Annotated in this window: 19 protein-coding genes; 13 read left to right on the top strand and 6 right to left on the bottom strand. The window is 71.6% G+C overall.

What is annotated here, in order from left to right:
• Positions 1-226 precede the first annotated feature (226 nt).
• Positions 227-1,093, bottom strand: coding sequence for an SDR family NAD(P)-dependent oxidoreductase (locus tag NRP21_RS26785; RefSeq protein WP_257719309.1), 867 nt, complete (start codon positions 1,091-1,093; stop codon positions 227-229).
• Positions 1,094-1,179: 86 nt separating this feature from the next.
• Between NRP21_RS26785 and NRP21_RS26790 the strand changes: the two genes are divergently transcribed.
• Entirely contained in the window at positions 1,180-2,151 is a 972-nt protein-coding gene (locus tag NRP21_RS26790) for a zinc-binding dehydrogenase (protein ID WP_257719310.1), read from the top strand.
• A gap of 13 nt (positions 2,152-2,164) precedes the next feature.
• On the opposite strand, the gene NRP21_RS26795 is transcribed toward NRP21_RS26790, so the two are convergent.
• Positions 2,165-3,742 (bottom strand): AMP-binding protein, encoded by a 1,578-nt coding sequence (locus NRP21_RS26795; RefSeq protein WP_257719311.1) that lies wholly within the window; start codon positions 3,740-3,742, stop codon positions 2,165-2,167.
• A 123-nt stretch (positions 3,743-3,865) separates the two neighbouring features.
• Between NRP21_RS26795 and NRP21_RS26800 the strand changes: the two genes are divergently transcribed.
• From NRP21_RS26800 to NRP21_RS26810, 3 genes are read left to right on the top strand one after another with little or no spacing between them, the layout of a single operon-like run.
• Complete coding sequence (locus tag NRP21_RS26800) at positions 3,866-5,032, top strand: iron-containing alcohol dehydrogenase (RefSeq protein WP_257719312.1); 1,167 nt, start codon at positions 3,866-3,868, stop codon at positions 5,030-5,032.
• Complete coding sequence (locus NRP21_RS26805) at positions 5,032-6,099, top strand: CaiB/BaiF CoA transferase family protein (RefSeq protein WP_257719313.1); 1,068 nt, start codon at positions 5,032-5,034, stop codon at positions 6,097-6,099. The genes NRP21_RS26800 and NRP21_RS26805 overlap by 1 nt, the downstream gene beginning before the upstream one ends.
• Positions 6,096-6,932: an SDR family NAD(P)-dependent oxidoreductase gene (locus tag NRP21_RS26810; RefSeq protein ID WP_257719314.1), complete on the top strand. Its 837-nt coding sequence runs from the start codon at positions 6,096-6,098 to the stop codon at positions 6,930-6,932. The genes NRP21_RS26805 and NRP21_RS26810 overlap by 4 nt, the downstream gene beginning before the upstream one ends.
• Here the strand turns inward: NRP21_RS26810 and NRP21_RS26815 are convergent.
• Together NRP21_RS26815 and NRP21_RS26820 are read right to left on the bottom strand one after the other, a co-directional pair.
• Positions 6,929-9,022, bottom strand: coding sequence for an acetate--CoA ligase family protein (locus tag NRP21_RS26815; RefSeq protein ID WP_257719315.1), 2,094 nt, complete (start codon positions 9,020-9,022; stop codon positions 6,929-6,931). The genes NRP21_RS26810 and NRP21_RS26815 overlap by 4 nt on opposite strands.
• An 11-nt stretch (positions 9,023-9,033) precedes the next feature.
• A complete protein-coding gene (locus NRP21_RS26820; protein WP_257719316.1) occupies positions 9,034-10,182 on the bottom strand; it encodes an acyl-CoA dehydrogenase family protein in 1,149 nt (382 codons plus the stop codon).
• A 260-nt stretch (positions 10,183-10,442) separates the two neighbouring features.
• Here NRP21_RS26820 and NRP21_RS26825 point away from each other — a divergent pair, with 260 nt between their 5' ends.
• The 3 genes from NRP21_RS26825 (at position 10,443) to NRP21_RS26835 (ending at position 13,276) form a co-directional block, all read left to right on the top strand.
• Entirely contained in the window at positions 10,443-11,195 is a 753-nt protein-coding gene (locus NRP21_RS26825; RefSeq protein WP_257719317.1) for an IclR family transcriptional regulator, read from the top strand.
• Between the two features lie 94 nt (positions 11,196-11,289).
• Positions 11,290-12,276, top strand: coding sequence for a Bug family tripartite tricarboxylate transporter substrate binding protein (locus NRP21_RS26830; RefSeq protein WP_257719318.1), 987 nt, complete (start codon positions 11,290-11,292; stop codon positions 12,274-12,276).
• Between the two features lie 10 nt (positions 12,277-12,286).
• Positions 12,287-13,276, top strand: coding sequence for a Bug family tripartite tricarboxylate transporter substrate binding protein (locus NRP21_RS26835; protein ID WP_257719319.1), 990 nt, complete (start codon positions 12,287-12,289; stop codon positions 13,274-13,276).
• Positions 13,277-13,295: 19 nt separating this feature from the next.
• On the opposite strand, the gene NRP21_RS26840 is transcribed toward NRP21_RS26835, so the two are convergent.
• Positions 13,296-14,294 carry a Bug family tripartite tricarboxylate transporter substrate binding protein gene (locus NRP21_RS26840; protein WP_257719320.1) on the bottom strand — a complete coding sequence of 333 codons (999 nt, stop codon included), beginning with the start codon at positions 14,292-14,294 and terminating at the stop codon, positions 13,296-13,298.
• A gap of 82 nt (positions 14,295-14,376) precedes the next feature.
• Positions 14,377-15,033: a TetR/AcrR family transcriptional regulator gene (locus tag NRP21_RS26845; RefSeq protein WP_257719321.1), complete on the bottom strand. Its 657-nt coding sequence runs from the start codon at positions 15,031-15,033 to the stop codon at positions 14,377-14,379.
• Positions 15,034-15,205: 172 nt separating this feature from the next.
• Here NRP21_RS26845 and NRP21_RS26850 point away from each other — a divergent pair, with 172 nt between their 5' ends.
• The 6 genes from NRP21_RS26850 to NRP21_RS26875 are packed head-to-tail and all read left to right on the top strand — an operon-like array spanning position 15,206 to position 20,319.
• Positions 15,206-16,174, top strand: coding sequence for a Bug family tripartite tricarboxylate transporter substrate binding protein (locus NRP21_RS26850; protein ID WP_257719322.1), 969 nt, complete (start codon positions 15,206-15,208; stop codon positions 16,172-16,174).
• Positions 16,171-17,142, top strand: coding sequence for a Bug family tripartite tricarboxylate transporter substrate binding protein (locus tag NRP21_RS26855; RefSeq protein ID WP_257719323.1), 972 nt, complete (start codon positions 16,171-16,173; stop codon positions 17,140-17,142). Before NRP21_RS26850 ends, NRP21_RS26855 begins: the two co-directional genes overlap by 4 nt.
• A gap of 5 nt (positions 17,143-17,147) precedes the next feature.
• The gene (locus NRP21_RS26860) at positions 17,148-17,543 is read left to right on the top strand and encodes a Zn-ribbon domain-containing OB-fold protein (RefSeq protein WP_257719324.1); all 396 of its coding nucleotides are present in this window, start codon (positions 17,148-17,150) and stop codon (positions 17,541-17,543) included.
• The gene (locus NRP21_RS26865) at positions 17,540-18,688 is read left to right on the top strand and encodes a thiolase family protein (RefSeq protein WP_257719325.1); all 1,149 of its coding nucleotides are present in this window, start codon (positions 17,540-17,542) and stop codon (positions 18,686-18,688) included. The genes NRP21_RS26860 and NRP21_RS26865 overlap by 4 nt, the downstream gene beginning before the upstream one ends.
• A gap of 11 nt (positions 18,689-18,699) precedes the next feature.
• The gene (locus NRP21_RS26870; protein WP_257719326.1) at positions 18,700-19,494 is read left to right on the top strand and encodes an enoyl-CoA hydratase/isomerase family protein; all 795 of its coding nucleotides are present in this window, start codon (positions 18,700-18,702) and stop codon (positions 19,492-19,494) included.
• Positions 19,495-19,503: 9 nt separating this feature from the next.
• Complete coding sequence (locus NRP21_RS26875; protein ID WP_257719327.1) at positions 19,504-20,319, top strand: SDR family NAD(P)-dependent oxidoreductase; 816 nt, start codon at positions 19,504-19,506, stop codon at positions 20,317-20,319.
• The last annotated feature ends 10 nt before the right edge of the window (positions 20,320-20,329 follow it).

Consider the following 20,329-nt stretch of genomic DNA (forward strand, 5'->3'; position numbering starts at 1 on the left):
AGCCCGGCGCAGTTCTCGTTCACTCATGGCCACCCAGCCCACCGCCGCCTCCACATCCCAAGCTCACCTTGGCGGAGGCTGACATTTCTGCTTTGCCTAAGGGTGACACTTTAGCTTTGCGCCTACACCCATAAGGTGCATAATATGAATTATGTAAAAGAAACGTGCATTTGCGTCGTCTTTTCATGAGGTTAGCGGACTGGCGGGACCAGTAGCAGATCGGCTCTCAGTCTCTGGCGATGCCAACCCCGAGCCCGCCATCGACCAGAAGGCAGTGGCCATTCACGTAAGAAGCTTCGTTCGAGATAAGGAACAGGGCAGCATAGGCCACCTCCCAGCCTGTTCCCTGCCGCCCGAAGGGTACGAAGGCAGCCCGGCTGGGCCGGTTTCGGCTGGCATCCCGCCCCATCGGCGTATCCATCAGCCCTGGCGCGACGCTGTTGCAACGGATGCCCATCGGCTCTCCCGCCCGGGCGATGCTCCGCGCCAGCGCCACCTGCGCCGCCTTGGAGGCCTCATATGCCGGGTTGCGCGATGCCGCCCTGTGACTCGCCAGCGAGGAGATCAGCACGATCGCACCGCCGGGCGCCATGACCCGCAGCGCCTGTTGCGCGAAGAGCATGTTGCTCCGGACGTTGACCGCGAAGACGCGGTCCCAGTCCTCTGTCGTCAGCTCGTCCATCTTCTGGCGAGTCGAGATGCCGACGTTCAGCACCAGCCCATCAAGGCCGCCAAGGTTTTCCCTTGCCTCTTCGACCGCGCGAGGAATCGCTCCGGCGTCGGAGACGTCGGCCAGGATCGGGACGGCGACTCCCCCTTCCCGCCCGATGATGGCGCAGGTCTCCATCAACGCATCCCGCGCATTGTCGAGGCACGCGACCGAAGCACCTTCCCGGGCGAAGAGCACGGCCATGGCGCGGCCATTCCCCACCGGCGGCTCCGGCTCGGCGCTGGCGCGCTGGCCCGCCCCCACCACGAGCACGCGCCGGCCCGCGAGGCGCCGGAACCGCGGCCCCTGCCCCAGGGTTTCGGGATGAACCTGGCGGCTGGCATCCTCGGTCCGGGGGGTGCGGTTCACGGCGGGTGCGTCCATGGTTCGATCCTTCCTGCAAGGGTATCTGCTAGGCGCGGCTCGGGAGTTCCGACAAACTCGCCGGCAACGGAGAGGAGAAGCGCCGCATGAGGGCCGTGGTGGTGACGGAGGACGGGCCCAGGCTGCAGGAGGTTCCGGTCCCGCGCCCCGGCCGTTCGGAGGTGCTTGTCCGCGTGCGCGCGGCCGGGCTGAACCGGGCGGATCTCGGCATGGCGGCGGGGCGGGCCCACGGGGCGCAGGGCGGCGCGGGCACGGTGCTCGGCCTGGAATGGGCGGGGGAGGTGGAAGCGGTCGGGGCCGAGGTGACGGAACTCCGGCCTGGCGACCGCGTGATGTGCTCCGGCGCCGGCGGCTACGCCGAGTACGCGGTGGCCGATCTGGGCCGCGTCAGCCGGCTGCCGGCCAGCAACATCGGCTTCGCCCAGGCCGCGACGCTGCCCGTCGCGCTGCAGACCATGCACGACGCGGTCGTGACCAACGGGCGCCTGAGGCAAGGCGAGGCGGTGCTGGTGCAGGGCGCCAGCTCCGGCGTGGGGCTGATGGCGATGCAGATCGCGCGCGAGATGGGCGCGGGGCTGGTCATCGGCACCTCCACCAACCCGGAGCGCCGGGCGAGGCTGCAGGAGTTCGGGGCGGGGCTGGCCATCGACACGGGCGACGCCGCCTGGCCCGACGCCGTGCTCTCCGCCACGGACGGGCGCGGCGTGGATCTTCTCGTGGACCAGGTTTCCGGGCCCATGATGAACGCGAACCTGCGGGCCACCGCCATTCTTGGCCGCATCGTCAATGTCGGCCGCCTCGGTGGGGCCTCGGCGCCCTTCGACTTCGACCTGCACGCGCTGCGCCGCATCGCCTATGTCGGCGTCACCTTCCGCACCCGGAGCGTGGAGGAGGTGCGCGAGATCAACCGCCGCATGCGCGCCGACCTCTGGAGCGCGTTGGAGGCCGGACGTCTGCAGTTGCCGGTCGCGGCCGAGTACGCGCTGGAGGAGGCGGCCGAGGCGCTGGCTCATATGCGGGCCAACCGGCACTTCGGGAAGATCGTGCTGCGGGTGTGACGGGGCACGCCCTTCAGCCCACGGCCCGGGCCTGCCCTTCCCAGTAGGGCGCGCGCAACGCCTTCTTGTCGGGCTTGCCGAGCACGGTGAGGGGCAGGCTCTCCACGAAGTCCACCGTCTTGGGAGCGGCGACGGCGCCCTTGCGCTCCTTCACGAGGGCCGCGAGCTCCGCGGCCGAGACGGCCATGCCGGGGCGGCAGACGACGATCGCCTTCACCGCCTCGCCCCAGCGCGGGTCCGGCACGCCGATCACGGCGGCGGCGGAGACGGCGGGATGGGCGGTCAGCACGTCCTCCACCTCCTTCGGGAAGACGTTGAAGCCGCCGGACACGACCATGTCCTTCTTGCGATCCACGATGAAGAAGAAGCCGCGCGCGTCGCGATAGGCCATGTCCCCCGTGTGGAGCCAGCCGTTGCGCAGCACCTCCGCCGTCAGCTCCGGCTGCTTCAGGTAGCCCGCCATCGCCAGCGGCCCGCGGACGCAGATCTCGCCGATCTCGCCCTGCGGCACTTCCTCGTCCCGCTCGTCCAGGAGACGCACCGTGATGCCCGGATAGGGCTTGCCGGCGGAGGAGAGGATGCGCTCGTCCCGGTCGGTATGGTCGAGGCGGGAAAGGGTGAGGATGGCGCTCGGCGCCTCGCTCTGCCCGTAGCCCTGCTGCAGCACGGGGCCGAAGACCCCCAGCGCCTCCTTGATGCGGGCAGGCGACATCGGCGCTGCGCCGTACATCAGCGTCTCCAGCCCGGAGAAGTCGGTTCTCCGCGTGCGCGGGTGGTCCAGCAGCTTGTAGACCATGGTGGGCACCAGGAAGGTGGCGGTGGCGCCGTGCTCCTCCATCGCGTCCAGGAAGCGGTCGGGGTCAAAGCCCTTCTGCAGAATCACCGTGCCGCCGCGCCAGAGGACGGGGATCAGCGTGGCGCCCGCCCCGTGCGAGATGGGGGTGGGGCAGAGAAAGCGCGGTGCGTCGCTCCAGGCGCGGCCGGCCATCAGCAGCAGCGTCTGCGTCATTGTCGCGCGGCCCGGCAGCATCACGCCCTTCGGCCGGCCCGTGGTGCCGCCGGTATAGGCCAGGCGGATGATGTCGTCCGGCGTCGCCTCGGACGGAAGCGGGGCCGGGGTGTGGCGGGCCGCCTCCGCCCAGAAGCCGGGAAGGTCGCCGGCGGCCTCGTGCAGGTACCAGTGCGCCACGCCCGGTACGCGGCCGCGCAGGGCGAGGGTTCGCTCGGCATAGGCGCCGTCCGCCAGCATCATCCGCGCGTCGCAGTGCTCGAGGATGTAGGCGTGGTCCTCGATCCCACCCATTGCCTGCAGCGTGACGGAGCGGAGGCCGAGCAGGTAGAGGGCGGCGGTGACGAAGAAGACCTCCGGCCGGTTGCCGGAGAGCTGCACCACCGTGTCGCCCTTCCGCAGGCCGAGGGCGCGGAGGTGCTGCACGGTGCGGCTGATCGCGTCCCGCGTCTCCGCGTAGGTGAAGCGGCGAGCGCCGTCGATGAAGGCGGTCTTGTCGGGAAAGCGGTCCAGCAGCGTGACGATCATGTCGCCGACGGTGCCGCCATCGTAGACGGAGGGCCTGTGCTGCTGCTCGTCCATGAGGCCCGGCTCCTTCCTTCCACGTTCCCTCACCCGGCGCCTTGACTACGGCACATCGGAGCGATCTACATCCTATCGTAGGACGCGGCGGGAACAAGCCGCTGCTCGTGCACGAGGAAGCGAATGCCCGACCCTGCGCTGTCATCCTTCGGCATGGGCTGGCCGAACCCGGCCCTCTTCGGGTGCGGCAGCGTCGCGCAGCTCGGGGACTGTCTGCGCGGGCTGGGCGCCACGCGCGTGCTCCTCGCCTCCGATGCCGGATTGCAGAAAGCGGGGCTGGTGGAGCGCGTGGCCGGCCTGCTCCGCGATGCCGCCCTGCCGGTGGAAATCTACACCGGCGTCAGCCCCAACCCGCGCGAGGTGGAGGTGGAGGCGATCCACGCGCGTTGGGCGACGGCGGACTGCGACGCAGTCGTGGCGCTCGGCGGCGGGAGCACCATCGACGCGGTGAAGGGCGCCTGCCTGCGCCGCTTCACCCGCCGCTCCCTCGACAGCCTCTTCGACGACGGCATCCACGAGCACCCGCAGCAGCCGCTGCGCTTCGTCGCGGTCCCCACCACCTCCGGCACGGGCAGCGAGACGACGCTGGGCGCGGTGCTGAAGACGCCCCGGCGCAAGCTGGTGCTGCGGAGCGAGCACCTGCGGCCGGCCCTCACCCTGCTCGACCCGGAGCTGGTGGCGAGCCTTCCCCCGCGCGCCACGGCCGCCACGGGGCTGGACGTGATCATGCACGCGCTGGGCGTCCTCACCTCCAACCGCCCGCACCCGATCGGCGACATGGTGGGAGCGGAGGCCATGCGGCGGGCCGCCGCGCATCTTCTCCGCGCGGTGGAGGACGGCCGCGACATGGAGGCGCGGGCCGAGATGATGCTGGCCAGCTACCTGGCCGGCCACGGCATCACGCTGAAGGGCGTGGACGGCATCCACGGCCTTTCTACGCCCGTGGAGTCCCTGACGGACTGCACCCACGCCGATTCCCTCGGCGTGATCTTTCCCCATGTCATGCGCTTCAACATGCCGGTCGCGGCCGGGCGATACGCCTGCATCGCGCGGATGATCGGCGTCGCGGGCAGAGAGGCATCGGAGGAGGCGGCGGCGGAGGCGCTGGTGGCGCATCTCACCGCCCTGCGGGACCGCTTCGGCATGCCGGACCGCCTCGGCGCGCTCGGCGTGGAGCGCGCTATGATTCCGGAACTGGCACGACAGGCCCAGCTGAGCGCCGCGACCCAGGGCAATGCGCGCCCGCTCGGCACCGCGGACGCCGCCGCGCTCTACGAGAGGATGATCTGATGCCTGCCCCCCTGCACGGCCTGCGTGTGCTCGACTTCTCGGAGCTTCTTCCCGGTCCTTTCCTGACAGGCTGCCTGGCGGAACTCGGCGCCGAGGTGCTGAAGGTGGAGCGCCCGCCCGCCGGCGATCCGGTGCGGCGGATGTCGCCCGGCGTCTTCGGCGCGGTGAACCGCGGCAAGCGCAGCGCGGTGATCGACCTGAAGCAGCCGGAGGGCCGCGAGAGGGCCCTCGCGCTCGCCGCCGAGCACGACGTGCTGGTGGAAAGCTTCCGCCCGGGAGTGATGGCGCGGCTGGGGCTGGGCTACGCGGATCTGGCCGCCATCAGCCCGCGCCTGGTCTATGCCTCGCTGAGCGGTTACGGGCAGGACGGGCCCTATGCCGCGGTGCCCGGCCATGACCTGAACTACCTGTCTGTGGCGGGGATGCAGTCCATCTCGGGCGGCGGCGCAGGCGTGCCGGTGGCGGATCTCTGCGGCTCCGTGTACGGGCTGGCGGGCGTGCTGGCAGCCCTGGTGCAACGCGGCGTCACGGGGCGGGGGCAGTTCCTCGACGTGTCGCTGACGGAATGCGCCCTGCACTGGATGAACCCGCGCCTCGGCCGCTTCGCCGGCGCGGGGGCAGACACGCTGGAGGCGCAGCGCCGCATGTCCCTCGCCCGCCCGGGCTACGGCGCCTTCCCGTGCCGGGACGGCCGCGCGATCAGCATCGGCGCGCTGGAGGATCATTTCTGGGCCCGCCTCGCCGCGGCCCTGAGGCTGGCACCCTTCGACACGGCCGACCACTCGCGCATGGCCCAGCGCGTGCCGGAGACCGAGGCGATCAACGCCCTGATCGGTGCCCGCTGCGCCGAGGAGGACAGCGCCGGGCTGCTGGAGCGCCTCCTCGCCGCCGACGTGCCGGCCGCACCGGTGCTGGCGCCGGGCGAGTTGGCGGGCTTTCCCCATTTCGTGGCGCGCGGCGCGATGCAGGAGACGGAAGCCGGCCCGCTCGCCCGCTTTCCCGTGCGGCTTGAGGGAATGGAAGCGCTCGGGCCCGCGCCCGCGCTGAACGCGGGCACCGGCCGATGAGCGCCGCTCTGCCGCCACGCATCGCGCGGGACTTGGAGGGCAAAGTGGCGATCGTCACCGGCGCGGGATCTCGCGCCGAGGGCATCGGCAATGGCCGCGCCTCCGCCATCCTCCTGGCCGAGGCCGGGGCCCGGGTGGTGCTGGTGGACGCGAACCGCGCCTGGGCCGAGCGGACGGCGGAGATGATCGCCTCCGAGGGCGGCCAATCCCTCGTGGTCGAGGCCGACGTGACGCGGCAGGAGGATTGCCGGCAAATCGTGGAGAATGCCGTCGCCCGCTTCGGCGGCGTGGACGTGCTGGTGAACAATGTCGGCATCGGCGGCCCGAAGGGGACGGCGGTGGAGGTGGATCTGGAGGCCTGGAACCACGGCCTCCTCGTGAACGTCACCTCCATGATGCTGATGGCGAAGTTCGCGGTGCCGGAGATGGCGCGGCGCGGCGGCGGGGCAATCGTGAACATCGCCTCCGTGGCGGGGCTGCGCGGCGGCACGCCAAACCTCCTCTACCCGACATCCAAGGGCGCGGTGGTGAACATGACCCGCGCCATGGCCGTGCACCACGCGCGGGAGGGCATCCGCGTGAACTGCGTCTGCCCGGGCATGCTTCACACGCCGATGATGTACGCGGGCGGCATGTCGGAGGAGATGCGGGAGGCGCGGCGCAACCGGTCGCTCCTCCGCACGGAGGGATCGGGCTGGGATTGCGGGGCGGCGGTGCTCTACCTCGCCTCCGGCCATGCCCGCTGGGTCACGGGCACGATCCTGCCTGTGGATGCGGGCGCGACGGCGACCACCTCGCTCGACCTGCCGGATCGGCGGCAACCGCCGCCTTAGCCCCGCAGCGTCACTACCGCGTCCAGCGCCCAGGCGCCCTCCCCCGCGGCGCCGACCCGCAAGGGGTTGATCTCGATCTCCTCGAACTCCCCGGGGCGGGCCTCCACCAGGGCGGAAATTGCTGCCATGGCCGCGCAGAGCGCCTCCAGGTCGCAGGGCGCGGCGCCGCGAAGGCCCTGCAGCAGCGGGAAGCCGCGCAAGTCCCGCAGCATGCGCGCGGCCTCCGCGGCATCAACGGGCAGGAGGCGGCGGGAGAGGTCGCGCAGCAGTTCCACATGGATGCCGCCGAGGCCGCAGGTCATCACCTGGCCCAGCACCGGGTCGCGGGAGACGGAGAGCAGGACCTCCTGGCCGCCGGAAGGCGCCATGCGCTCCACCAGCACGCCGTCGATCCGCGCCTCCGGATGGTGCGCGCGGGCGGCACGGGCCACGGCCTCGAAGGCCGCGCCCGCCTCCTCCGCCGTTCGCAGCCCGAGCGCCACGCCGCCGATGTCGGATTTATGGAGGATGTCGGCGCTGGCGATCTTCACCGCGACCGGCAAGCCCAGCCGCGACGCGATCTCCGCCGCCTCGGCGGCCGAGCGGGCGATCTCTCCCTCCGGCACCGCGAGGCCGGCGGCGCGCAGCACCGCCTTGCCCTCCGCCTCGGACAAGGTCCGGGTGGGCCCGTCCGGCAGCCCGGCACCCAGGCCCCGCGGCATCGTGCCCGCTTCCCAGGCGCCGCGGTCAATGAAGCGCCGGAAGGCCCTGGCCGCGTTGCGAAGGCTGCGGATCGGCACCATCCCCGCCTCCGCGAAGTGCCGGTAGGCCGCACCCGTGCGCTCACTCATCCACACCGGGACGAGCGGCACGGGCGAGAGCCGTTGCGCCGCCGCCATCCGTTCCGCGACGGTGAGGGAGACGGGGCCGTAGTCGAGCGGCATCGGCAGCATCACCAGCGACACGGCCGGATCATTCGCCACCGCGGCCAGCGTCTCCTCGATCACGGCCGGGTTCGTCAGGGTGACAGTGGTCGTGTCCACGGGATTGCCAAGCGCGGCGAAGGAGGGAAGCTTCTCCGCCAGGACCGCGGTGGTTTCCGGCGCGAACTCGGCCAGGACGATGCCGGCCTGCCCCACCATGTCCGCCGCCAGCGCGCAGGCCCCGCCGGAGGAGCCGAAGACGGCGATCCGCGCGCCGCGCCCCGGCCGCCCGCGCGCGAGCAGGGATGCGACGTCCACCAGCTCGTCCACGTCGTCCACCTCGATGATGCCCATCTGGCGGAAGGCAGCGCTGTTCACCTCGGCGGAGCCGGTGAGCGAGGCGGTGTGCGACGCCGCCGCCCTCATCCCGTATTCCGAGCGGCCGACCTTCAGGGCCACGATCGGCTTGCCTGCCTCAGCCGCAGCGCGCGCCGCGGCCAGGAAGCGCGGACCGTCCTTGATCCCCTCCAGGATGGTGCCGATCACCCGCACGTCGGGCGCGCCGGCCATGTAGTGGATGAAGTCCGCGACCTGCAGGTCCACCTCGTTGCCAGTGGAGCACCACAGGGCGAAGCCCGCGCCGCGCTCCATGGCCTGCATCAGGTTTCGCCCGAGCCCGCCGCCCTGCGTCGCCAGCCCGATTGGCCCCGGGCGCAGGTCGTCCTTGAAGGCAGGGGAGAAGGTGAAGCCGAGCCGCTTGTTGATGTTCGTCACGCCCGGGCAGTTCGGGCCGTAAAGGCGCATCCCCGTGGACTGCGCCAGCGCCTTCATCTCCGCCTCGGCAGCGCGCCCCTCCTCGCCCGTCTCGCCGAAGCCGGAGGTGAGGATGACGCAGACCTTCACGCCGATGGAAGCGCACTCACGCAGCGCTTCCATCACCCCGGCGGCCGGCACGGCGATAACGGCCAGCTCCGGTGCGGAGGGCAGGTCGGCGACGCGCCGGTGGCAGGGCAGGCCCCGCACCTCAGGCCGCGTCGCGTTCACGAGGTGCAGCGTGCCCCGGAAATCCGAGTGGTCCACGATGTTGGCGAGCGTTCGCCCGCCCACGCTGGCCGCCCGTTCGGAGGCCCCGACGAGCACGACCGAGCGCGGGTCGAAAAGTGGGCCGAGATCGGAGAAGCCGCTCATGCCCATGCTGCTCATGTCAGCGCCGAGAGCCCGAGGATCTCGCGCCCGGCAATGAGCGTCTGGATCTCCGTCGTCCCCTCCGGGATCATGCCGCCGCGCGTGTCGCGGAAGATGCGCTCGATCGGGTAGTCGGTGGAGTAGCCCATGCCGCCATGCACCTGCAGCGCCATGTTCGCCACCTCATGCGCCGCCTCGGTCGCGTAGAGCTTGGCGATGGAGCACTCCGTGCGCGCGTCGCGCCCGCGGTCCAGCGCGGTGGCGGCGTTGTAGGCCAGGGCCCGCGCCGCCTCCGTGCGGATGGTCATGTCCACGATGTGCTTCTGGATCAGCTGGAAGCTGCCGATCGGCCTGCCGAACTGCTTGCGGGCTTTCGCGTAGTCCACGGAGAGGTCCAGCGCGGCCTGGGCTGCGCCCACCGCGCCCATGGCGATATTCACCCGCGCGGCGTTCAGCCCCTTCAGGACGTTCTTGAAGGCGCCACCCTCCTCGCCCAGCAGGTTCTCCCGCGGGATCACCACGTCGCTGAAGCCAAGCTCCGCCGTGCCCGTGCAGCGCAGCACCATCGTGTCCAGCGGCCGCACGTCGTAGTGCGAGACCTCCCGCTCCACGATGAAGGCGGAGAGCCCGCCATCGCAATCCGGGCTGAAGGTACGGGCGATGATGATGGCGAAGTCGGCGTTCGCGCCGTTGGTGATCCACATCTTCCGCCCGTTGAGGACGTAGGTGTCGCCCTTGCGGTCGGCGCGCGCCTGGACGCCCGCGGCGTTCGAGCCGGTATCGGGTTCGGTCAGCCCGAAGCAGGCGCGCCGGCGGTTCTCCAGCAGCGGCAGCATGAAGCGCTCCCGCTGTTCCGGCGTGCCGTAGGCGTGCAGCCGGTTGATGGCGCCGTTGGTGATGTTCACGAGGGTGCGGAGCGACATCCAGTAGTAGCCGCTCTGCTCCAGCAGCATCCCCCAGGTGACGTAGTCCAGCCCGAAGCCGCCATCCGATTCTGGCAATCGGCCGCCGAGATAGCCGAACTCCGCCAGTTCCCCCAGGATCTCGAAGGGAAAGGTCTTCGCAACCTCGTGCGCGTTGATCACGGGCGCGACGCGGCGCTCCATGAAGCGGCGCACGTTGTCGCGCAGCAGCTCCTGCTCGGGGGTGAGGTCAACGGCCATGGGCGCCTCGGGGCCGGCACGCCGGGTCCGGATGCCGCGATCGGTGATGCCCCGCCGTGAGACGCGCCATGCCCGCTTCCTTCCTATCGCCGAGCGTTTCCCGCCCTGGCGTCCATCTCTGGTGAAGGAATGGTAGCGTAAGTGACTTCTGAGTCAACATCATGCCTTGGAGGTCACGATAGGCCCCTGCCATCCCGCTCTGGAAAGCGCGCGGCCGCTCCTCTAACGGCAGGGCCCACCGGATCCTTCCTGGAACACCCATGCCGACCACCGTCCCGGCGACCCTGCGCACCCTGGCCGTCTTCGAGGTCTTCGCGCGGGAGCAACGCGACCTCTCCAATGCCGAGATCGCCCGCCTCATCGGCCTGCCGGAGAGCAGCACGTCGGACCTGCTGCACACGCTGCACGAGGCGGGATACCTGCTCCGCACCGTCCGTTCCCGCCGCTTCTATCCCACGCGCCGCCTGCTGGAGGTCGCGCGGCAATCAGCGGAGCGGGATCCGATCGCCACCTTTGCGGCGGACGCCATCGCGGCACTGAGCGAACGCACGGGCGAAACGGCCATTTGCGGCCGGCCGGACGGGACCCGCGTGCAGATCGTCGCGATCCAGGAGGGCAGCCACCCCCTGAGATTCATGCTGCGGCCGGGGGAGCGCCTGGCCATGCACGCCTCCGCGCTCGGCAAGGCGCTGCTCGCCCTCATGCCGCCGGAGGAGATGCGCCGGACGATCCGTGCCCGCACCCTGCGCCAGCTTGGCCCCGCCACCATCACCGATCCCCAGCGGCTGGAAGCGGCGGTGGAGGAGGTGCGGGCGCGGGGCTGGGCCTGGGTGGCCGACGAGGCCGGCGAGGGCGTGGCCGCCATCGCCATCGCCGGGCTGGTCGGGGGCGAGCCCTTGGCCGTCTCCCTCGCCGGTCCGACCAGCCGGTTGGAGGCAAGCCGGGAGGCCTATCGCGCGGCGCTGGACGAGGTGCGGCCCCTCCTCTTCGGCCCCGTTCCGCCCGCGGCCTGAAGACGCGCGTTGATTCCTCCCCTCCCTTCGGTATCCTGAAGGTCACTCCGATGACTCGGAGGTCACGGCGCAAAGCCGGATGCGGGAGGAGAGGATGCGGATCACCAGACGGGCCCTCGGCCTGGGGTTGGCGGCGCTCGGCGCTGCGGGCGGCGCGGGGCGTACGGCGGCGCAGGGCGGCTACCCCAACCGATCCCTCACCTGGATCGTGCCCTTCACCCCGGCCGGCATCACGGACGTCAATTCCCGCCTTTTCGCGCGCAAGCTCGGCGCGGGGCTCGGCCAGACCGTCATCATCGACAACCGCCCTGGCGCCGGGGGCACGCTGGGCACTGAGGTGGGCGCGCGCGCCGCGCCCGACGGCTACACGATGATGTACGGGACCCAGGGCACGCTCGCGACCGCCCCCGCCCTGTTCCGGCGGCTGCCCTACGATCCCCTGCGCAGCTTCATCCCCATCCAGGCCATGTTCGAGACGCCGAACGTGCTGGTGGTGCATCCCTACCGCCCCTACCGCACCGCGAAGGAGCTGATTGCCTACGCCAAGGCGAACCCGGGCAAGGTGAACTTCGGCAGCTCCGGCGTTGGCACCGGCACGCACTTGGCCGCCGTGCTCTTTCAGACCGTGGCCGGCATCGAGATGACACATGTGCCCTATCCCGGCAGCGGCCCGGCGCTGACAGACCTGATCGCGGGCACGCTGGACATCATGTTCGACTACGCGGTCGCCACGCGGGACCACATCGAGGGGAACCGCCTGCGCCCGGTGCTGGTGACGGCGAAGGACCGGATCCCGGCCCTGCCGGAGGTGCCCACCGTGGTGGAGATCGGCCTGCCGGACGCCGCCTCCGCCGCCTGGTCCGGCATCCTCCTCCCCGCCGGCTCCCCGCCCGAAGCGGTGGAGAAGCTGGCCGCGGAGGCCGCGGTGACGATCCGCGACCCCGAGATCCGCCGCGTGGCCGAAGCCAACGGCAGCCGGCCGATGGTGGAGCTGAGCCGCGACAGCTTCGCGCGCTTCATCGCGGCGGAGATCCCGCGCTGGGCGGAGATCGTCCGCCGATCCGGCGCGCAGCCGAGCTGAGGGGTCTGCCATGCCGTTCACCCGGCGCACCCTCGCCCTCGGCGGCGCCCTTGTCGGGGCCGTCCGGCCGGGCGGGGCGGCGGCGCAGGGTGCCGCGCCCTATCCCTCCCGCGCCATCACCTGGATCGTGCCCTTCAACGCGGCCGGCGTGACGGATTCCACATCCCGCCTCGCCTCCCGCAAGCTTGGCCAGCAACTCGGGCAGCCCGTGGTGATCGAGAACCGGCCCGGCGCCGGCGGCACGCTCGGTACGGAGTACGCCGCCCGCGCGGCGCCGGACGGCTACACGGTCCTCTACGGCACCAACGCCGCCATGTCCGGCGCCCCCGCCCTGTACCGGCGCCTGGGCTACCACCCCGTCCGCAGCTTCACGCCGCTGCAGGGCCTGTTCGAGTCCTCCAACGTGCTCGTCGCCAACCCCTCGCGCCCCTACCGCACGGCGGAGGAGTTCATCCGCTTCGCCCGCGCTAATCCGGGGCGCGTCAACCTCGCCCATGCCGGCGTCGGCACCTCCACGCACCTCACCGCCGTGCTGTTCGAATCCATCGCCGGGATCGAGATGACGCACGTTGCCTATACCGGCGCGGCACCCGCCCTGACCGACCTCATGGCCGGCAACGTGGACGTGATGTTCGACTACGTGGCGACCACGCGGGATCCCATCGCCGAGGGCCGCATGCGTCCCCTCGCCGTCACCGCCCGCACGCGCATCCCCGCGCTGCCCTCCGCGCCGACCGTCGCCGAGATCGGGCTGCCCGACGCCTGGTCCTCCACCTGGTCGGGCCTGTTCATGCCGGTCGGCGCCCCCGCCCCCGTGGTGGAGCGCCTCTCCGCCGCAGCCGCCGCCGTGATCCGGGACCCGGAGATGCGCGCCTTCGGCGAGGGCAATGGCAGCCGCCCCATGGAGGAGCTGGCCGGCGAGGCCTTCGGCCGCTTCGTCGCGGCCGAGATGGAGCGTTGGGGAGGGATCGTCCGCCGATCCGGCGCACAGCCCCTCTGAGGGGCTGCGCGTCCATCCCTCACTCCATGCGGATGTTGGCTCCCCGGATCACCGCACCGATGCTCGTCCGCTCCGCGGAGAGCGCGGCGGCGAAATCCTGCGGCCCCAGCCAGGCGGATTGTCCGCCGAGGTCCCTGATGCGCTCCGAGAAGCCCGGGTGGCCCACGGTGCGCCGGACCACCTCTGTCAGGTAGGCCACCATGGCCGGCGGCATGTCCGGCGGGCCGCCCAGGCCGACCCAGGTGGTCATGACCACGCCGGGCACCACGCTGTTCAGCGTGGCGGCACCCGGGAAATCCGGGTGCGGCTGCTCCCCCGTCACCGCGATGGCGCGCAGCGAACCGGCGCGCACATGGGGAAGGGTCGGGCTGACGCTGTCGATCATGAAGTCGATCTTGCCGCCGATCAGGTCCGCCACCGCCGGGCCGCTGCCGCGATAGGGCACATGAGTCGCCTCGAAGCTGCCCTCCTTCTTCAGCATCTCCATGACAATGTGCTGGGAGGTGCCCGGCCCGGGCGTGCCGTAGGACAAGGGGTTGGCGCGGGACCGCGCCCGCGCCGCCTCCAGCAACTGGCGCACGTCGCGGAAGGGCGAGTCCTTCGGCACGACCATCACGAGTTGCCCGGCCGTCATCCGCGCGATGGCCGTGATGTCGCGCTCGGGGTCGTAGGGCACGCGCATCATCAGGGGATTGGTGACGACCTGGCCGGGGGTGAGCATCAGCAGCGTGTAGCCATCGGCGGGGGCACGCGCCGTCATCTCGGTCGCCACGTTGCCTCCGGCACCCGAGCGGTTCTCCAGCACGACCTGCTGGCCCAGGAACTCCGAGAGGATGGGGGCCGCCAGCCGGGCCGCGATGTCGGTCGCGCCGCCTGGCGCGAAGCCGATCAACAGCCGGATGGGCTTGGAGGGATAGCCCGGCGGCGGCTGCGGGACCGGCTGCGCCGGCGATGCAGCGGGGGCGGCAAATGGCGACGCAGCCCCAGCGGCCAGCAGGCCCCGGCGGGTCCATCTCATGACGGGTCCTCCTCCCGGCCGGCGCTTCCGCCGGTCATCGCCCTTCGGCGGTGACCTATTGGTCTGTGAAGTTACCCGGGAGTCAAGTTTCCGCCGCCCTGCCCGCCCCGCGGAGCCCGTTCAGCACGAAGCCGGCAAAGGTCTCGCCGATCTCCCGGCCGGTCAGCGGCCCGTCCGGCGTGTACCAGCGGGCGATGTGGTTGATCGCGCCCATGAAGAAGGCGACCACCAGCTTCGGGTCGCCAGGCGCGATCGATCCGGCGTCCATCGCCGCCTGCACCATGTCGCGCAGCGCCCGGTCCGCTTCGCGCATGCGCGCGCGGATGGGATCGGCGTATTCCGGGGGCAGAGAGGTCACCGGCTCCGCCAGAACGGCGTAGGAGCCGAGCTCGCTCGTCACGAGGTCGATGTAGTTCACGATGTAGAGGCGCAGCCGCTCTAGCGGGTCCTCGCTAGCAGCGAAGGCAGCCTTGCGCGCCTCTGCCCCCGCGTCGAAGGCGATCGTTTTCGCCTCGTAGAGGATCTCGTGCTTCGTGCGGACGTATCGGTAGAGCGCGGGCTTGGTGACGCCCAGCGCCTCCGCGATCTCCTCCAGTGAGGTGTTGTGGAATCCCCGGCGGCCGAAGGCGCGGGCGGCCTCGCGCACCAGGGCGCGGCGCTTTGTCTCGAACTGCGCCTCGCGCGCCGGGACGGCATCCGCCCAACGCGCCGGCTTCTTCACGCTCGCCGTCCGGTTCATTGGCCCATCCCGCTTTGCCGCATGTGATGGCCGCACCGGCGGGCCAGCGCAAGCCGGGCCTCCGTGCGCGTCATTTGAGTTGACTTCAAAGTCACTTCGGATACCATTCGGTCACTGCATGTGTTTCGGGGTCCAGCGGCGGCCAACGCGGCGGATCGACGGAGGATCGTCCATGTCCACCCCGCGGCGTGCCGCCCTGGCCGCCCTGGCTCTCGCGCCCCCGCTGCTGGCCGCCTGGCCCGCCGATGCCCAGGCACAGGCCGTCCGCGCCGTCTGCGGTTCCTCGCCGGGCAGCATCACCGACCTGATCGCGCGCATCGTGCAGCCCGGCCTCGCGCAGCGTCTGGGACAGCCCGTGGTGGTGGACAACCGGCCCGGTGCCGGCGGGAACATCGCCGCCGAGTTCCTGGCGCGCGCCGCCCCGGACGGCGCGACGATCATGGTCACCTCCGGCGGCATCCTGACGCTGAATCCCTACCTCTACCGGGACCTGCCCTTCGATCCCGTACGCGACATCCGGCTGGTTTCCCGCATCACCGCCGGTGGCTTCCTGCTGGCCGTGCCCGCCTCCATCGGCGTGACGGACGTGGACGGGCTGATCGCCCACCTGAAGCGCAAGGGCGAGGCGTCGAACTACGGCTCGCCCGGCATCGGCTTCGCCATGCATGTGGGGGCGGAGGTCTTCCTCAACGCCATCGGTGCCAGGGCGACGCACGTGCCCTATCGCGGCAGCGCGGCCGCCATCAATGCCCTGGCCGCCGGAGAGGTCGATTTCCTCTTCGACAGCCGAGGGCCGCTGCTGCCGCAGCTGCAATCCGGCGTGATCCGGGTCATCGCGAATGGTGGCTCCCTGCCGGACCTCGCCTATCCCGACCTTCCCCGCCTGTCCGACCGCTACCCGGACGTGGTGGTGCAGAGCTGGACCGCGATTGTCGCGCCCGCCGCCCTGCCGGAGCCGCTTGTGCGCCGCCTAGACGATGCCACGCGCGCGACGCTGGAGGAGGCGGAAGCGGCGGCGCGGCTGCGCGCCGTGGGCAATGGCCCGGCCTATCTCGGGCCGGAGGCCTTCAGGACCTTCTTCGCCGAGGAGCGCGCCCGCGCCGCGCGCGGCGTGGAACTGGCCGGGATCCGCCCGCAATGAGGGCCACCCGACGCCACCTCCTGGAAGCCGCGGCGCTGGCGCCCCTCGCGCCGCGCCCGCTGCACGCCCAGGGCTTTCCCACGCGCGCGGTCAAGCTGCTGGTCGGCTTCGCGCCGGGAGGTGCCACCGACATCGCCGCCCGCTTGCTGCAGCCCCTGCTGGCGGAGGCGCTGGGCCAGCCCGTGGTGGTGGAGAACCGCTCCGGCGGCGGCGGCAACGTGGCGACCGACCTGCTCGTCCACGCGGAGCCGGATGGGTACACGCTGATGCTCGCCAGCCCCGGCCAGCTCGTCGTGAACCCGCTGCTTGACCCCAGGTTCACCTTCGACGCCGCGCGGGACGTGACGGCGATCGGGCAGACCACCAGCAGCCCGCTTGTCCTCGTCGTGCCCGCGAATTCCCCCTACCGCGACGCCCGCGCGCTGATCGACGCGGCGCGCGCCAGGCCGGGGAAGATGAACTACGCCTCCGCCGGCATCGGCAGCTCCATGCACATCGCGGGCGAGATGCTGAAGGCCTATGGCGGGCTGGACATTACTCACGTTCCCTACCGTGGCAGCGGCCCCGCGGTCACCGACCTGATCGCGGCCGGCGTGGACTTCATGATCGACAGCGTCTCCACCACCACGCCGCACATCCGCAACGGCGTGCTGCGCGCACTGGCCCAGACCGGCGCCGAGCCGTTCCAGGAGATGCCGGAGGTGCCGCTGCTGAAGGACATCGTGCCGGGCGTGATGATCACCACCTGGCTCGGCCTCGTCGGCCCTGCCCGCCTGCCCGCCCAGATCGTCGCGCGCCTGTCCGACGCGCTGCGGGGCGCCGTGCAGGGGCCGGTCTTCACCGCGCGGATGAAGGATCTCGGGAGCCAGGCCTACTGGGCGGGGCCGGGGGACTTCGCCGCCCATCTCGCCGCCGAGCGGCAGCGCGCGGCGGAGGTGATCCGCCGCGCCGGCATCCGACTGGAGTAGGTGCATTGGACCTTCGCGACCCCACCCTCTACGCCCCATCGGGCGTGGGCGACGGCGCCGTGCTGCTGGCGCTGCGCGATCCCGCCACGGGCACCCTCGCCTTCCCGCGCACGCCCTACGGCATCGGCGGGAGCGGCACGCCGGCCGAGGCGGCCGAGCCCGTGGAGCTGAGCGGGCGGGGCGAGGTGCTGATCTGCGTTACCGTCCACCAGCCGCTCTCCCCCGGCATGAAGGTGCCGCTGCTCGTCGCCCGGCTGCGGCTGGAGGAGGGCATCGTGCTGGACGGCGTTCTCGAAGGCACGGAGGAGCCCGCGCCGGGCACGAGGGTGGAGGCGGTGCTGGTCCCGGAGGACCGGGAGGGCGGGCCGGTGCTCGCCTGCCGCTTCCGGGTGGCGTCATGAGCGGGCTCGCCTCCATGCGCCCCGTGCGCGCTGTCGGCATCGGAATGCACCCCTACCAGTTCCCGACGGAGACCCCCTACCTCGCCCTCGGCCTGACCGCGCTGCGGGGGGCGCTGGCGGATGCCGGGCTGCAATGGCCGGACGTGACCTTCGCCGCCATCGGCACGGGCGCCATCGGCATGGCCGCCGGGCGCGTGATGCTGCGCCACATCGGCTCCACGGGGCTGGAGGTGATGCAGGTGGAGAACGCCTCCGCCTCCGGCTCCACCGCCTTCCGCACGGCCTGCCTGATGGTGGCCAGCGGCCAGCACGAGATCGCGCTGGCGCTCGGCGTGGACAAGTTCGGCAGCGGCCAGCGCGCGGCGCACAAGGACGGCATCCCCCGCCTGACACCGGCGGCCGAGATCCCCGCCGTGAAGTTCGCCCTGATGGCCCGCGCCTGGCGCGACAGGTACGGCCTGACACGGGAGGACCTGGCCCGCGTGGCCGTGAAGAACCACGGCAACGCCTCGCGCAACCCCTACGCCCAGTTCCGCAAGCCGCGCACGCTGGAGCAGGTGCTGAACAGCAACCCCGTCGCGGGCGACCTCACCTCCCTGCAATGCACGCCGCGCGGCGAGGGTGCCGCGGCGGTGATCGTGGCGAGCGAGGAGGCGATCCGGAAGCACGGGCTGGACCGCAGCCGCGCCATCCGCGTGCTCTCCTCCGTCTCATCCTCCGAGCACGCGGTGGCGGACGAGGGCTGGAGCCTGGTGGAGATGGTGCAGCGCTCCGGCCTCTCCGCCCTGGCCGCGGCAGGCGTTGGCATGGAGGAGATCGACATCATCGAGCTGCACGACGCCTTCACCATCGAGGAGATCGTCTACGCCGAGGCGCTCGGCCTCTGCCCCCTCGGCGAGGGCGCGGCGCAGCTGCGCGAAGGCAAGTGGGACATCGGCGGCGGGGGCTGCGCGGTGAACCCCTCGGGCGGCCTGCTCGGCATGGGGCACCCCATCGGGCCAACCGGGGCGGGCCAGATCGCGGAGATCGTCCGCCAGCTTCGCGGCGAGGCGGAGGGCCGGCAGCACCCCGGCGCGCGCACGGCGCTGGCGCACATGATCGGGCTGGGCTCCGTGGCCGTGGGCCACGTGCTGCGGCGGGACTGAGGGAGAGGCGGATGCGCGAGGAACTGGGAACGCTGATTTACGAGTCGGCGGACGGCGTCGCCGTGGTCACCCTGAACCGGCCGGACCGGATGAACTCCATCGGCGGCACGATGAAGGAGGACCTGGCGACCGCCTTCTTCCGGCTGGCGAAGGAGGATACGGGGCTGCGCTGCGCCATCCTCACCGGCGCGGGGGACCGCGCCTTCTGTGCCGGGGCCGACATCAAGGAACGTGCGGAGCTGCGCCGCACCGGGCCGGAATACTTCATGGCGCAGAAGGCCACGCACGCGCTGATCCGTGGCATGATGGAGTTCGAGCGCCCGCTGATCGCCGCGATCAACGGCGTGGCGCTCGGCGGCGGGATGGAGTTGGCCCTGACCGCCGACATTCGATACGCGGTCGCCCACGCGAAGATGGGCCTGCCGGAGGTGCGGCTGGGCGCCATCCCCGGCGCCGGCGGCACCCAGACCCTGCCGCGCGCGGTGGGCGCGAGCATGGCGAAGGAGCTGATGTTCACCGCCGAGCACATGACGGCGGAGAAGGCGCTCACCATCGGCCTCGTGAGCAAGGTGGTGGAGAGCGACGTGCTCGGCGCTGCGATGGAGACGGCGCGGAAGATCGCGGAGATGCCCCCGCTGGCTGTGGCCTTCGCGAAGCGCGCCGTGAACGCGGGCATCGGCGGCGGGATCGACGCTGGCTTCGAGTTCGAGCGCTACGCCGCCGGCATGCTGACCGACAGCGAGGATCGGCGCGAGGGCTTCCGCGCCTTCGTCGAGAAACGCAAGCCCGTCTATGTCGGGCGCTGAGGGGGCACCATGGAACTGAACCTCAAGGGCAAGGTCGCCCTCGTCACCGGCGGCGGCCAGGGCGTCGGCCGCGCCATCTGCAAGGAGCTGGCGGCGGAGGGGGTGAAGGTGGTCGTCAACGACCTCTTCCCCGAGCGCGCCGAGGCGGTGGCAAAGGAGATCCGCGACGCGGGCGGCGAGGCGGTGGCCTCCCCCGGCGACATCACCAAGGCCGATTCCGTGAACGCACTGGTCGCGAAGGGCCGGGACGCCTTCGGCCCTATAACCATTCTCGTGAACAATGCCGGCGTCACGCCGGAGCGCCGCGCCAAGGGCGGGATGCCCCCCACCTTCATCGAGACGCCCGACCGCGAGATGCATCAGACCGTGGAGCTGAACGTCTACGGCACCATGTACTGCTGCCGCGCCGTGCTGCCCGACATGGTCGGCAAGAAATGGGGCCGCATCATCTCCATCGCCTCCGAGGCGGGGCGCGTGGGCGAGGCGCGGCTGGCCGCCTATTCCGGTGCCAAGGCCGCGATCATCGGGCTGACGAAGGCGCTGGCGAAGGAGCACGGGCGGGACCGCGTCACGGCCAATGTCGTCGTCCTCGGTGCCGTCTCGCACGAGGGCATCGCGCCGAACCAGGCCACCAGCGCCGACGCCACGCCGGAAAACAACGAGCGGCTGGCGAAGATGCTGAACGCCTATCCCTCGGCCAAGGGCCTCGGCCGGCTCTCCCGCCCGGAGGATGTCAGCGGCATCGTGACCTTCCTCGCCTCCGACCGCGCCGCCTTCGTCACCGGACAGCACGTCGGCGCGAGCGGCGGCTACGCGATGCCCTGAGGGAAACGGC

It is taken from the genome of Roseomonas populi (genome assembly GCF_024594815.1).
Classification (GTDB): domain Bacteria; phylum Pseudomonadota; class Alphaproteobacteria; order Acetobacterales; family Acetobacteraceae; genus Roseomonas; species Roseomonas populi.

Excerpts from the sequence above, each read along its gene's own strand:
- NRP21_RS26870 (WP_257719326.1), top strand. The coding sequence starts at position 18,700 with ATGCGCGAGGAACTGGGAACGCTGATTTACGAGTCGGCGGACGGCGTC.
- NRP21_RS26850 (WP_257719322.1), top strand. The coding sequence starts at position 15,206 with ATGTCCACCCCGCGGCGTGCCGCCCTGGCCGCCCTGGCTCTCGCGCCC.
- NRP21_RS26835 (WP_257719319.1), top strand. The coding sequence starts at position 12,287 with ATGCCGTTCACCCGGCGCACCCTCGCCCTCGGCGGCGCCCTTGTCGGG.
- NRP21_RS26815 (WP_257719315.1), bottom strand. The coding sequence starts at position 9,022 with ATGAGCGGCTTCTCCGATCTCGGCCCACTTTTCGACCCGCGCTCGGTC.
- NRP21_RS26840 (WP_257719320.1), bottom strand. The coding sequence starts at position 14,294 with ATGAGATGGACCCGCCGGGGCCTGCTGGCCGCTGGGGCTGCGTCGCCA.
- NRP21_RS26805 (WP_257719313.1), top strand. The coding sequence starts at position 5,032 with ATGCCTGCCCCCCTGCACGGCCTGCGTGTGCTCGACTTCTCGGAGCTT.
- NRP21_RS26785 (WP_257719309.1), bottom strand. The coding sequence starts at position 1,093 with ATGGACGCACCCGCCGTGAACCGCACCCCCCGGACCGAGGATGCCAGC.
- NRP21_RS26795 (WP_257719311.1), bottom strand. The coding sequence starts at position 3,742 with ATGGACGAGCAGCAGCACAGGCCCTCCGTCTACGATGGCGGCACCGTC.
- NRP21_RS26830 (WP_257719318.1), top strand. The coding sequence starts at position 11,290 with ATGCGGATCACCAGACGGGCCCTCGGCCTGGGGTTGGCGGCGCTCGGC.
- NRP21_RS26865 (WP_257719325.1), top strand. The coding sequence starts at position 17,540 with ATGAGCGGGCTCGCCTCCATGCGCCCCGTGCGCGCTGTCGGCATCGGA.
- NRP21_RS26790 (WP_257719310.1), top strand. The coding sequence starts at position 1,180 with ATGAGGGCCGTGGTGGTGACGGAGGACGGGCCCAGGCTGCAGGAGGTT.
- NRP21_RS26845 (WP_257719321.1), bottom strand. The coding sequence starts at position 15,033 with ATGAACCGGACGGCGAGCGTGAAGAAGCCGGCGCGTTGGGCGGATGCC.
- NRP21_RS26820 (WP_257719316.1), bottom strand. The coding sequence starts at position 10,182 with ATGGCCGTTGACCTCACCCCCGAGCAGGAGCTGCTGCGCGACAACGTG.
- NRP21_RS26810 (WP_257719314.1), top strand. The coding sequence starts at position 6,096 with ATGAGCGCCGCTCTGCCGCCACGCATCGCGCGGGACTTGGAGGGCAAA.
- NRP21_RS26855 (WP_257719323.1), top strand. The coding sequence starts at position 16,171 with ATGAGGGCCACCCGACGCCACCTCCTGGAAGCCGCGGCGCTGGCGCCC.
- NRP21_RS26875 (WP_257719327.1), top strand. The coding sequence starts at position 19,504 with ATGGAACTGAACCTCAAGGGCAAGGTCGCCCTCGTCACCGGCGGCGGC.
- NRP21_RS26800 (WP_257719312.1), top strand. The coding sequence starts at position 3,866 with ATGCCCGACCCTGCGCTGTCATCCTTCGGCATGGGCTGGCCGAACCCG.
- NRP21_RS26825 (WP_257719317.1), top strand. The coding sequence starts at position 10,443 with ATGCCGACCACCGTCCCGGCGACCCTGCGCACCCTGGCCGTCTTCGAG.